The sequence below is a fragment of the Candidatus Spyradosoma sp. SGI.093 genome, assembly GCF_050314555.1.
In the GTDB taxonomy this organism is placed as follows: domain Bacteria; phylum Verrucomicrobiota; class Verrucomicrobiia; order Opitutales; family UBA953; genus Spyradosoma.
Genome location: NZ_JBNPNH010000002.1, coordinates 384,955 through 397,348, shown reverse-complemented (window position 1 = coordinate 397,348; position 12,394 = coordinate 384,955). Strand labels below are relative to the sequence as shown.

The window sequence follows — 12,394 nt, the reverse complement described above, 5'->3', positions numbered from 1 at the left end:
TTTTTTCCTCGGGGAAAAAACGCTCCGAACCGCTTCCGGGTCTTCGGTTGCCGACCGCTCCGCGTCCGCGCGTTCACGCCGCCGGGCCCGCGGAGATGACGACGCTCGCGGGGCGCAGCAGACGGTCGCCGATCTTGTAGCCGACGCGGTGCACGAAAATCACGTGATCCTCGGGAACGTCCGCCGACGGCTGGCTCGTGAGCGATTCGTGCTCGTTCGGATCGAAAGGCCGACCGACGGGATTGATCTCGACGACGTTGTGGCTCGCGAGCGCGTTCTTGAGCTGCGCGGCGATCATCGCGAAGCCTTCGGTGATGCTTTTCGCTTCGGGATGCTGTTTTTCCGCAGCCTCGATGCCGAGTCTGAAATTGTCGAGCACGGGGAAAATGTCCTTCGCGAGCTCGCCCTTGGCGTAGTTGGCGGTCTTGGGCTTTTCCTCGTTGGTGCGGCGGCGGTAGTTGTCGAAATCGGCGACGGCGCGCGCGTAGGCGTCCTTGGCGCGTTCGAGCTCCGCCTTCAGCTTCGTGTTTTCCGCCTGAACCTTGAGAAACGCGGCGCCGACGTCGGTGTAGCTGATGCCGTTCCCGGCGCTCTTTTCGGCGGACTTTTTCTCTTCCTCGGGAGCGGGAGAGGGCTCTTCCTCGGCGGGCGCCGCGGCTTCCGGCTCGGGAGCGGCCTCCGGCTCCGCGGCGTTTTCCGCGGCGGCGGCTTCCTCGGGCGTGTCCGCGACGACGGGCTCCTCGCACTCGGCGGGATTCGCCTGTTCGTCGGTTTCTTCCGGCGAGACGGGAACGGTCGCGTCCGACTCGGGCGCCTTGGGATGCGTGTTCTTCTCCCACGGCGGCGTCGGGAAATGCGGTTTTTTCGCGGCGGAGGGCTGAGCGGTGTTCTCGTGCTTATGATGTGTCATGATGAAATTTTCCCGTGCATAAAAAATGCCAAGATGCTCTTTGTAGTAAAAGTTTCTTGGCACTAAATATTTTTGAATCCTTTTATTTGCCAGAAGAGAGAATTTTTTCTAGGAGCGCTTCTCTCAATTCTTGTGTTCTTCTAAGTTCCAAAGAATCTTCTTCTAGGGCACGCTTGACCCATTCTCGTTCTTCATCCGTTTTGGGAATGTTGTATTCACTTTCGATGAATTGGAAAAACAACGTTCCGTTTCTGGGCGGATAGGAATGGATAGTTTTCGTTTGGGGAGTTGTGCGGTACAAAGAGATTTTCTTCGCTATAAGTTTTTAGTTGCTGTTTCGTTGGAGGGTAAACTTTCACCCAGGAAATCGAGGAAACAGGAGTCTGATTTGAAAACTCATACTTACAGGGAGTGATTCCAAGCTCGATGTCATCAATTGTTACACGAAGCCCACGAGGGTTACTGTCAATGAGGTAAGAAGATTTTTCGTCAATGAGGTAAGAAGATTTTTCGTTGTCGAAGCTGTCGCGAAGAAGGCAACCGCTAAACAAACAGGCAAACAGAACGGCGCAAATGCAAAAAGCGTATTTCATGGGAAACGTTTTATGATTATGAGATTCTATGCAAAATTTTCTTGCGCGGCGGCGCGTCAGAGCAGCTTGCGCCAGACGGCTTCGACGAGCTCCGCGGGAACGTCGCCCGCCGTGAAGGCCTCGCCGACGGCGTGCATGAGCACGAAGCGGAGCCGCCCCGCGCGCACTTTCTTGTCCGACGTCATCGCGCCCGTCAGCGCGTCGAGCGGCAGCGGCGCGCGCAGTTTCGTCGGCAGCGCGTTCGCTTCGAGCAGCGCGCGCGTGCGCGGGACGAGCGTTCCCGCGGCGGCGACGCCGAGCTCTTCGGAAAGCAGCGCGGCGGCGACGAGCCCGATCGCGACCGCCTCGCCGTGGAGATATTCGCCGTAGCCGGCGACTTTTTCGACCGCGTGCCCGAAAGTGTGCCCCAGATTCAGCAGCGCGCGGCCGTTTTCCGCCGCGGTTTCGCGTTCGTCGGAGGCGACGACGGCCGCCTTGATTTCGCAGCAGCGGCGCACGACGCCCGGCAGCTCCGGCGAATCCCACGCGAGCGCGCCCGCGCGTTCCAGCTCCGCGAAAAGCGCCGCGTCGCCGAGCAACCCGTATTTGACGACTTCCGCCATGCCCGCGGCGAATTCGCGCGGCGGGAGCGTCGCGAGCAGCGCCATGTCCGCGAAGACCGCGCGCGGCTGGTAGAACGCGCCGACGAGATTTTTCCCCGCCGAAAGATTGATGCCCGTCTTCCCGCCGACGGAGCTGTCCACCATCGAGAGAAGCGTCGTCGGCACCTGCACGAAATCGATTCCGCGCAGAAAGGACGCCGCCGCGAAGCCCGCCAGATCGCCGACGACGCCGCCGCCGACCGCGACGACGACGCCCGAGCGGTCCACGCGTTCCCGCGCGAGGGTTTCCCAGACGCGGAAAAGCTCGTCCGCCGTCTTCGCCGTCTCGCCGTCCGTCGAGGTCTCGACGACGACGCGCGCGAGCGGAGCGAGCCGGCGGAAAAGCTCCGGATGCGCGCGCGGGAGCGCCGGGCAGGTCACGACGGCGACCGGGCGGCTCGCGTCGGCGTAGCGCTGCAGAAACGCCGCGAGCTCGCCGCCCAGATCGGCGCCGATGCGGATCGGGTAGGCGCGCTCGCCGAGTTCGACGTTGACGGAGGAAAAAACGGACATCGCGGAAAAAGGCTTGGATTGAACGGAAAAGTGCGCCCGCGCGCGGCGGGAACGCGTCAGCGGTTGCGGCGTTTCTTCGGTTTCGCGCCGGCGCCCGCGGGCAGGAGCATCAGCGGTTCTTGGCGGTACGCGAAGCCTTCGAGCTTCTTGCGCTCGATGGTCTTGTTGAGCAGGCGCTCAATCGCCTGGAGCTGCAGCAGCTCGTCCGGCGAAAACAGCGTGAACGCCTCGCCCTCGTCGCCCGCGCGGCCGGTGCGTCCGATGCGGTGCACGTAGTCCTCCGGGTGCTCGGGAACGTTGTAGTTGATGACGTGCGAGACGCCGGAAATGTCGAGCCCGCGCGAGGCGATGTCCGTCGCGACGAGCACGTTGAACCTGCCGTCGCGGAAGCCCTGCAGCGCCGCCGTGCGTTCCTTCTGCGTGCGGTCGGCGTGCATCGTGGCGACGGCGATCTTGTTCGCTTCGAGCCATTCGGTGATGCGGTCGGCGTCGCGCTTCGTGCGCGTGAAGACGATGACGCTTTTGTAGCGCGTGCGCTCGAGCAGGGCGAGCAGCAGATCGTATTTCTGATAGCCGGCGATCGGGTAGATCGCGTGCGAAATCGTGTCGGCGGTCAGCGTTCCCGTGCGCACGTCGATTTCGAGCGGGTCGCGCAGCGCCCAGTCGGCGATGTCGCGGATGGTCTTGTTCACCGTCGCGGAGAAGAGCAGCGTCTGGCGCTCCTTCGGGCAGAGGCGGATGATGCGCGAGACGTCCTCGATGAAGCCCATGTCGAGCATGCGGTCCACTTCGTCGAGCACGAGCGTCTCGATGCGGGAAAGGTCCACGTGGCGCTGCTGCTGCAGGTCGAGCAGACGCCCCGGCGTGGCGACGACGATTTCCGCGCCGTCGCGCAGCGCGCGCAGCTGCTGTTCGTAGCGCACGCCGCCGTAGAGCAGCGCGATGCGCGCGTCGGAATTTTCCGCGAAGCGGCGGAAGGCTTCGTCCACCTGCATCGCGAGCTCGCGCGTCGGCACGAGCACGAGGCAGCGCGGGAACGGCTTCGCTTCGCCGAGCCGCGCGAGCGTCGGCAGCGCGTAGGCGGCGGTTTTTCCCGTGCCCGTCTGCGCGGCGCCGATGACGTCGCGCCCCGCGAGCGCGGCGGGAATCGCCTGTTCCTGAATCGGCGTCGGCTCCTTGTAGCCGATTTTCGTCACCGTTTCCAAAATGTTCTCGGGCAGCCCGAGTTCCGCGAATGTCTTCATAGAAAAAATTTTGCGCATCATACGCTTCGCCGCGCCGCTTGGCAAGCGCGCGGGCGGCGTTTCGCGGGAAGGCGGAAGGTGATGAAGTGATGGAGTTATGAAGTTATGGAGGTTCTTTGCGTTTCGCTCCGCGAAAGAGTTTTTCAAAAATACTTTCGGCGAAGCCGAGCGCAATCAACTTCATAACCTTCATAACCTTCATAACCTCATAACCTCCATCACCTCCATCACCTTCCCCTCGCCCCTCTCTTTCCGTGTTGCAATTCCTCGGCGATGAAATAATTTCGTCTCACCATGGAAAACGAATCCGCCCCGCAAAAAGACGTTTCCGAAAATGCGCCGCTTCCGGAAAATCCGGACGCCGAAAACGTCGTTCCTGCCGCGCCTTTTCTCGGCAGCGAAACTCATGAGCCGCCCGCCGGCGTTCCCGTCGCGGAAGCCTTTTCCGTTCCCGCTTCCGAAGCGGTCCCCTCCGCGCCCGCGGCTCCCGCGGACGAACCGGTCTCCGTCGAGATCGACGCGGCGGGAACGCCGTTCGGCACGTTCCCGAGCGTTCCCGTGGACGGCGACGAGGCCGAACGCCGCTGCGGGGGCGGCTGCGACGAAGAGGAGCGCCGCAGACTGCTCAACCGTCTGCGCCGCCTGATCGGCCAGATGCGCGGCGTCGAACGCATGGTCGAAGACGGCGAGCCCTGCATGAAGACGCTGCGCCTCATCTCCGCCGTCGGCGGCGGGCTGCGCGGCGTCTGGGCCGCCGTGCTTTCCCGGCACCTGAAGGAATGCGCCGCGGAGGCGCTGCGGAACCGCGACGAACGCATGCTCGACGACATCGTCGAGCACCTCCGCAAAATCGGCTGAGCGCCGCGCCCGCGCGCGTCTTCGATTTCCGTTCCCGCGGGAACGGAAATTTTCTTGCCTCCCGAAATTATAGGGTATAGCCCTATAACCTATAAATTCCGAAGACTCATGAGCTGTCCGCATTGCCAGAAAAGAGAACGTGAACTCGCGGAGGCGCGCAAGGCCGCCGCCGCGTCCGCCTGCGGCTGCGCCGACGCCGCGCGGGAACGCCGCGAAGCGCGGGAGCGGCTCGCGCTCTGGATTTCCTTCGCGAGCCTCGTCGCGAGCTTCTGCGTCGCGCGCTTTTTCCCCGGATTCCCGGGATTCCCGCTCGCGGATCCGGCGTGGATCGCCGTCGCGCTCTGCGGCGCGCCGATTCTGCGCGCGGCGGCGGACGCGCTTTTCCGCGGGCGCCGGATCACTTCGTCGCTGCTGATTTCTTCGGGCATCGCCGCCTCGATCGCGCTCCAGATCTTTTCGACGTACTCCGGCGCGGCGGGAACGCACGAGCACGAAAGCTACATTTTCGCCGCGGGAGAAATCGCGTTTCTGATGGGGCTCGGCGAATGGCTCGAAGCGCGCACGCTGCGCCGCACGCGCGACGGCGTCGAGGCGCTGCTCAAGGTCTCGCCGAAGCGCGCCGTGCGCGTCCGCGCGGACGGTTCGGAGGAGAGCGTTCCCGTCGAGGAGCTCGCGGTCGGAGACGTGGTCGCGGTGCGTTCCGACGAGACGATTCCCGCGGACGGCGAGGTGATTTCCGGCTCGAGCGCCGTCGATCAGTCGAGCCTCACGGGCGAGAGCGTTCCCGCGGACAAGCTGCCCGGCGATTCCGTACTCGCGGGCACGCGCAATCTTTCGGGCTCGCTGCGGGTCCGCGTCTCCAGGCGCACGGGCGACACGGCGATCGCGCGCCTCGTCCGGCTCGTCGAAGAGGCGGAATCGAAGAAGGCGCCGATTCAGAACGTCGCCGACCGTTGGGCGTCGAAGATCGTTCCCGCGGCGCTCGTCTTTTCCGTGCTCGTCTTCGCGGCGGCGTTTTTCCTTTTGGACGCGGGCTTCGAGGCCTCGCTCGTCCGCGGCGTGACGATTCTCGTCGTGTTCTGCCCGTGCGCGTTCGCGCTCGCGACGCCGACGGCGATCGCCGCGGGCATCGGCAACGCGTCGCGCCGGGGCGTGCTCGTGAAGAGCGGCGCCGCGCTCGAACGGCTCGCCGCGACGGACACGGCGGTCTTCGACAAGACGGGAACGCTCACGCGCTCGAGCCTGCGCGTCGAGGACGTCTTCGCGGCGGCGGGATTTTCCGAGGCGCGCGTGCTCGCGCTCTGCGGCGCGGCGGAAAGGCATTCCGCGCACCCGATCGCGCGGGCGCTCGTCGCCGCCTGCGGGAACGCGCCGCTGCCCGAGGCGACGGAGGCGCGCACGCGCAACGGCGTCGGCATCGAATGCGTCGTCGAAGGCGCGCGCGTGAGCGTGCGTTCCCGCCGCGCCGCCGCCGCGGACACGCGGATTCCGCCCGAAGCCGAGGCGTTCGCCGACGCCCGTGCCGCGCGCGGCGAAACGCTCGTCGCGCTGACGGCGGACGACGCCTTCGCGGGCTTCGTCGCGCTTTCGGACACGCTGCGCGAAGGCGCTCCCGAGCTCGTGCGCGAGCTGAAGACCGCCGGCGTCCGCACGATCGTGCTCACGGGCGACAACCGCGAGGCGGCGGCGCGCGTCGCCGAAAGCGTCGGCGCGGACGAGGCGATCTCCGAATGCCTGCCCGAAGACAAGGCGGCGGCGATCCGCGGGCTGCGGGAACGCGGCGCGCGTTCCGTGCTGATGGTCGGAGACGGCGTGAACGACGCTCCCGCGCTCGCGTCGGCGGACAGCTCGATCGCTATGGGCGCGCTCGGTTCGGAGCTCGCCGTGGAGACGGCGGAGATCGCGCTGCTCAACGACCGCGTCGAGCTCGTTCCCGCGCTGATCCGCTTTTCCCGCACGGTGCTGCGCACGATTCACGCGAATTTTGCGTTTTCGATCTGCGTGAACGTCTCCGCGGTCGCGCTCAGCGCCTTCGGCGTGCTCGATCCCGTGAGCGGCGCGGTCGTCCACAACGCCTCTTCGCTGCTCGTCGTGCTCAACTCCGCCTCGCTGATGACGCGGAAGCTCGACCGCTGCGGGCCGCTTTGCGCTTTACGCGGGGACGGGAAAACGGGATAATCGCGGGCTCAACCTTCAACCTAAAAAAGAATTCATGAAAGCATTACTGTTCTCCGGACAAGGCGCCCAGAAAGTCGGTATGGGCAAATCGCTTTACGAAAATTCCGCGATCGCGCGCGACCTCTACGACCGCGCGAACGCCGTGCTTCCGTTCGACCTGAAGCAGGTCTGCTTCGAGGGACCGCAGGAGACGCTGACGGAAACGCGCGTCTGCCAGCCGGCGCTTTTCACGCAGGGCTACGTCATTGCGCAGATTCTGAAGGAGCAGGGCAAGCTCGCCGACCTCAAGTGCGTGCTCGGGCTCAGCATCGGCGAGCTCACCGCCTACGCGGTCGCCGGAGTGTGGGATTTCGAGACGGGGCTGAAGGTCGTCGCCGAACGCGGCCGCCTCATGCAGGAAGCCTGCGACAAGACCAAGGGCGGCATGGCGGCGATCATCGGCGGCTCCCGCGAAGACGTGCTCGCCTTCTGCAGAGAATTCGACGTGGACGCGGCGAACTTCAACACGCCCGGTCAGATCGTCATTTCCGGCGACGCGGACAAGATCGCCGCGGCCGTCGCGAAGAACGCCGAGACGAAGCAGTTCAAGCGCGCGATTCCGCTCGTCGTCGCGGGCGCGTATCACTCCCGCCTGATGGAGCCGGCGCGCGCGGATTTCGCGAAGTTCCTCGCCGGCGTCGAGTTCAGGAAGCCGGAAATTCCGGTGTTCACGAACACGACGGGCGAGCTCATCGACGATCCCGCGGCGATGCGCGAGGCGCTCGCGAAGCAGGTCGTCTCCTCCGTGCTTTGGGAAGACTGCGTGCGCGGCGCCGTCGCGCTCGGCGTCACGGAAACGCTGGAATGCGGTCCGGGCGGCATCCTCACGGGCATGGTCAAGAAGATCGCTCCCGAAGTCGCGGGAACGGCGATTTCCGAGTTCGCGGAAATCCCGGCGTAAGTTTCCCGCCCGCGCGAAAAACGCGTTCCCGCCGCTCGTCGCCGGGAACGCGTTTTTTTGTGAGGAGACGAGGTGACGAAGTTATGAGGTCCGGAAGTTGTTTGCGTTCGGCTTCGCCGAAAGGGTTTTTGAAACCTGTTTCGCGAAGCGAAAAGCAATGAACCTCATAACCTCATGACTTCATAACCTCTTCACGTCGTCACTTCGAGCGCTTTCCCGCGAGGGCGAGGAACGCCGCGCCGACGAGAAAGAGCAGGGAAATGCCCGCGATGCCCGCGCGCGTGGAGAAAAGCGGCGCGTCCTCGCGGTGCAGCGCGATCGCGATCGCGCTCAGCAGGAACGGTCCGAGAATCGTCGAGCAGCGGCCGATCATGCTGTAGAAGCCGAAGAAGGAGACTTCGCGCCCGGCGGGAACGATCGTCGCGAAATAGGAGCGCGAAAGCGCCTGGACGCCGCCCTGCACCATGCCGATGAGCGCGGCGAGCAGGAACATCGGCGAGACCGCGAAGCCGCAGAGCGCGAGCGGTTCCGTCGGCATCAGCGCTCCGTAGAACGCGACGCCGACGTAGATCGCGAGCGCGGCGAAGAGCACCGGGCGCGCGCCGAAGCATTTGCCGAGCACGCCGAAGAGCAGGGCGCAGGGAATGCCGAAGATCTGCACGATGAAGAGCGCGAGAAAAAGGTCGTCGCGCGAGAATCCCAGCGCGTTCCCGTAGCGCACGGCGCTCGTGATGATCGTGTGCACGCCGTCGATGTAGCAGAAATACGCGAGCATGAACCAGCGCACGCGGCGTTCCCGCCAGAACGCGGCGCAGGTTTCGCCCAGCGCGCGGAAGGCGGCGCGGACGTCGAAGCCCGTTTCCGCCTTCGCGCGTTCCCGCCGCAGCAGCAGCGGAAGCCCGAACGCCAGCCACCACAGCGCGCCGATGACGAAGAGCCCGCGCGGGTCCGGCGCTTCCGCGAAGCCGAGCAGCTCCCAGTTCTGCGTCCAGAGCGCGATCAGCGCGAGCAGCAGCACGCCGCCGACGTAGCCCACGGAAAACGCGACGCCGCTGACGGCGTGCCGCGTCTTTTCCGTCGTGACGTCGAGCAGCAGCGAGTCGTAAAAGAGATTCGCGCCGAAAAAGCCGATCGCGGAGACGACGTAGACCGCGGAGGCGAGCCGCCAGCAGTCCTGCCCGACGAAGCTGAGCGCCGCCGTGCCGACTATGCCGAGCCCGCAGAGCGCGCGGAAGAGCTTCATGCGCAGCCCGCCCGACTGCGCGACCGTCGCCAGCAGCGGCGAAAGCAGCGCGACGCCGACGCTCGCGACGCCCAGCGTCAGCCCGTAGCGCGACGTCTTCAGGTGCTCGGGCAACGTTCCCGCCCAGAAATTCTGGAAGAGGATCGGGAACAGCACCGCCATCACGATCATCGTGTAGCCGGTGTGCCCCAAATCGTAAATCGCCCAGCGGAACGCGCCGCCGGGCGAAGACGAAGACTGCTGCGGGGACTCGCGGTTCATGGCGCTTCGGCGCTTACGCCGCGGGCCAGCCGGTCTGGTTCCACGCGAAGCCCTGCGCGAGTTCCCGCGCGAAGAACGGCCCGCGATAGACCATGCCCGTGTAGATCTGAATCAGCGACGCGCCGACGGCGAGGAAGCGGTCCGCGTCCTCCGCCCTGCAGATGCCGCCCGAGCCGATGACGGGCAGCTTGCCGTCCGTCGCGCGCACGATGTAGCGCACCATGTCCACGGACTTGCGCATCAGCGGCGCGCCCGAAAGCCCGCCCTTCGTGACGACGTCGCTCCCCATGAACTCGGGGCGCGAGACGGTCGTGTTCGTCGCGATGAGACCGTTGAATTCGGTTTCCTCGACGACGGAAATCACGTCGTCCACCTGCGCGTAGGAAAGATCCGGCGCGATCTTGAGGAGCATCGGCAGCGGCTTTTCCTTGAGCCGCAGCGCGCGGGCGCGGTTTTCCTTCTGCAGTTCGGAAAGGAGCGTGACGAGGCGCTTGCGGTCGTGCAGCTCGCGCAGGTTCGGCGTGTTCGGCGAGCTGATGTTCACCGAAACGTAGTCGGCGTGGTCGGCGAGCGCGCGGAACGAGCCGAGGTAGTCCTCGACGGCGTTTTCGATAGGGCAGACCTTGGACTTGCCGATGTTGATGCCGAGCGGGAACGCGCGCTTGCCTTTTTTCGGACCCTTGGCGATGCGCGCCGCGATTTCTTCCGCGCCGTCGTTCGGGAAGCCGAAGCTGTTCACCGCCGCCTCGAATTTCGGGTAGCGGAACAGGCGCGGCTTTTCGTTGCCGCTCTGCGCCAGGTGCGTGACGGTGCCGATCTCGACGTGCCCGAAGCCGAGCGCGCCGAGCGCCGCCCAGACGCGGGCCTGCTTGTCGTAGCCCGCGGCGACGCCGACGACGTTCGGGAATTTCAGCCCGAAAAGCTCGATGGGCTTCTGCGGCGGCAGGTGCGGGTTCTTCATGTTGAAGCGCTCCATGAGCGCGACGAGCGGACGCACGGCGCCGAAGGCGCGGAGCGCGAGCAGGGAACGGTCGTGAGCCTTCTCCGCGTCTTTGCAGAAACGGAAAAAGAGAGGGCGCGTGACGTATTCGTACAGATAGTCCATGGCTATAAATAAAGCTCCGGATTTTATCCGCGCGTTCCCGCCGAATCAAATTGAAAAGGACGCCCCGAAATCGCGCGGGAAAGGTGAAGAGGACATGAAGCGTTTTGCGCTGCGGGAACGGCGTCCGCGGAAATCTGAAAAGTAATTCCTCCTCAACTCCTCAACTTTTCAACTCTTCAACTTTCTCGCCTTCACCAGATCGTCTTCGCGGGAGCGCTTTCGAGCTCCGCCTGCGCGCTTTGCGGGAGCAGCGGGAAAAAGTCCAGACGCGCGCGGCGCTCGATTTCGTCGATGCTCGCCAGCCAGCGCTTGGGATTCGTGCCGAGGTCGGCGCGGTGCGGCACGATGAAGGCGAGCGCGCGCAGGGCGCCCGTCGATTCGTCGCGGTCCGTGACGATGAGGAAGAACGCGTCGGGAACGGCGGGAGAGACGCCGCGGGAACGCGCCGCGCCGCGCGTTTTCGCCGAGGCGAGCGTCGGCGGATTTTCCGACGCGTAGAGCGGACCGCAGAGAATCCACACTTCCTCGAAACTGCGCGCGTAGCGCGAGAGCACGCGCTGTTCGAGCGCCTTCCACGGCCCCGCGTTGAGCTCGTGGAGCTGCGGGACGACGTTGGACATCAGAAAAGTCTCCCGCTGCGCCGCCTCGCCGTAGCAGAGCGCGACGGCGTGGTTCGGCGCCATGTGCCCGCGGTCGTATCCGGTGTGCGAATACGCTTCGGACTCCACCCGCGCGCGCGTTCGCGTATCCGTCTCGAAGCGTTCCGGACGCTCGGGAGCCTGCGTCGTCTTCGGGCGGAAGACGCGGTAGGCGCACCACGCGGGATTGCCGCGGGCTTCGTCGTAGCCCACGACGTAGGCGGCGTTCTTCAGCAGCGTCAGGCGGCGCTCGGAAACGGGCGTTCCCGCGAGCACGGCGGACCGCAGGTCGAGCGTCGTCCCCGGATCGACGCTCTTCCCGCGCACGAACGGAAGGCGCTGCGCGAGCTCGTCGAGAATGAACACCATTTCGTCCGGCGTCGCGGGATTTTCGCGCACGCAGTCGATGACGGCGACGACGCCGCTTTCAATGCGCTCCTTCGTCTCGGCGTCGCCGAACCAGTGCGCGACCTTCGTTCCCGCGGCGGCGAGCGCGACGAGGAGCAGGGAAATCAGAAAAGGCTTCAGACGGAGTTTCGCGGGATTGATCCGGCGTTTTCTCGGAGAACGTTTGGGCATGGCTGGGAAAATGGCGCGGCGCGCGTCCGCGGTCGACGAAAAAAACGGAACCCGAATCGGATTCCGTTTTTTGTCGCGGCTGGTGCGGCTAACCAGATTCGAACTGGTGTCACCACTTTGGAAGAGTGGGGTCCTACCACTGAACGATAGCCGCAGGCTTGAAAATGGTGGGAGTAGCAGAAGTCGAATCTGCGACCTTTTGCGTGTCATGCAAACGCTCTAACCAACTGAGCTATACCCCCGAAAAGGAAAGAGCCTCCACTATCTATTAAAATCGGAAACGACGCAAGCTTTTTTTGAAAATTTTTTCAAAAAATTTTTCGGGCGGGCGAGGCGCGGCGCTCCGCGCGGGCGCGAAAGGTGATGAAGTGATGGAGTTATGAAGTTATGGAGGTTCTTTGCGCTCGGCTTCGCCGAAAGGATTTCCGAAAAACTCTTTCGCGAAGCGAAACGCAATCAACCTCATAACCTCATAACCTCCATAACCTCGTCACCTACGCGTCCCGCTTGCCCTCGAAATCCGCGGACGGAAACCGCCCTTTTTCAACAGGGATTGCGGGGATTTCAAGGGATTTTCTTTTCGGCGGGAACGCGCCTTGGGGGCGAAGCCATTCCCATCTTCGCCCGTAAGGCGGAAGAATTGCCCGCGGACGCTCAGAAAAATCTCCCGATGAGCCGTCTTTTTTACCAA

General features: G+C 64.5%; 10 protein-coding genes and 2 tRNA genes. 3 read left to right on the top strand and 9 right to left on the bottom strand.

What is annotated here, in order from left to right; genetic code table 11:
• Nucleotides 1-73: 73 nt before the first annotated feature.
• From ACQREB_RS03665 to ACQREB_RS03650, 4 genes are all read right to left on the bottom strand, one after another.
• Entirely contained in the window at nt 74-910 is an 837-nt protein-coding gene (locus ACQREB_RS03665) for a nucleotide exchange factor GrpE (protein WP_427765412.1), read from the bottom strand.
• A 215-nt stretch (nt 911-1,125) separates the two neighbouring features.
• Nucleotides 1,126-1,503: a PEGA domain-containing protein gene (locus tag ACQREB_RS03660; protein ID WP_427765410.1), complete on the bottom strand. Its 378-nt coding sequence runs from the start codon at nt 1,501-1,503 to the stop codon at nt 1,126-1,128.
• Between the two features lie 56 nt (nt 1,504-1,559).
• Entirely contained in the window at nt 1,560-2,657 is a 1,098-nt protein-coding gene (gene aroB, locus ACQREB_RS03655) for a 3-dehydroquinate synthase (RefSeq protein WP_427765407.1), read from the bottom strand.
• 56 nt (nt 2,658-2,713) lie between these two features.
• Nucleotides 2,714-3,901, bottom strand: a complete 1,188-nt coding sequence (locus tag ACQREB_RS03650) for a DEAD/DEAH box helicase (protein WP_427765405.1) — start codon at nt 3,899-3,901, stop codon at nt 2,714-2,716.
• Nucleotides 3,902-4,195: 294 nt separating this feature from the next.
• On the opposite strand from ACQREB_RS03650, the gene ACQREB_RS03645 reads away from it, so the two are divergent.
• The 3 genes from ACQREB_RS03645 to fabD all read left to right on the top strand — a co-directional run bounded on the left by ACQREB_RS03645 (nt 4,196) and on the right by fabD (nt 7,877).
• On the top strand, nt 4,196-4,759 hold the full coding sequence (locus tag ACQREB_RS03645; protein ID WP_427765403.1) for a metal-sensitive transcriptional regulator: 564 nt from the start codon (nt 4,196-4,198) through the stop codon (nt 4,757-4,759).
• A gap of 108 nt (nt 4,760-4,867) precedes the next feature.
• A complete protein-coding gene (locus tag ACQREB_RS03640) occupies nt 4,868-6,937 on the top strand; it encodes a heavy metal translocating P-type ATPase (RefSeq protein WP_427765401.1) in 2,070 nt (689 codons plus the stop codon).
• Between the two features lie 34 nt (nt 6,938-6,971).
• The gene (fabD, locus tag ACQREB_RS03635; RefSeq protein WP_427765398.1) at nt 6,972-7,877 is read left to right on the top strand and encodes an ACP S-malonyltransferase; all 906 of its coding nucleotides are present in this window, start codon (nt 6,972-6,974) and stop codon (nt 7,875-7,877) included.
• A 199-nt stretch (nt 7,878-8,076) separates the two neighbouring features.
• Here fabD and ACQREB_RS03630 read toward each other — a convergent pair whose 3' ends face one another.
• The 5 genes from ACQREB_RS03630 to ACQREB_RS03610 all read right to left on the bottom strand — a co-directional run bounded on the left by ACQREB_RS03630 (nt 8,077) and on the right by ACQREB_RS03610 (nt 11,945).
• Nucleotides 8,077-9,381, bottom strand: coding sequence for an MFS transporter (locus ACQREB_RS03630; protein WP_427765396.1), 1,305 nt, complete (start codon nt 9,379-9,381; stop codon nt 8,077-8,079).
• Nucleotides 9,382-9,394: 13 nt separating this feature from the next.
• Complete coding sequence (locus ACQREB_RS03625; protein WP_427765393.1) at nt 9,395-10,486, bottom strand: quinone-dependent dihydroorotate dehydrogenase; 1,092 nt, start codon at nt 10,484-10,486, stop codon at nt 9,395-9,397.
• A gap of 191 nt (nt 10,487-10,677) precedes the next feature.
• Entirely contained in the window at nt 10,678-11,703 is a 1,026-nt protein-coding gene (locus ACQREB_RS03620; RefSeq protein WP_427765391.1) for a DNA/RNA non-specific endonuclease, read from the bottom strand.
• Between the two features lie 80 nt (nt 11,704-11,783).
• Nucleotides 11,784-11,857: transfer RNA gene (locus ACQREB_RS03615), tRNA-Gly, on the bottom strand.
• Between the two features lie 11 nt (nt 11,858-11,868).
• Nucleotides 11,869-11,945: transfer RNA gene (locus tag ACQREB_RS03610), tRNA-Val, on the bottom strand.
• Nucleotides 11,946-12,394 lie beyond the last annotated feature (449 nt).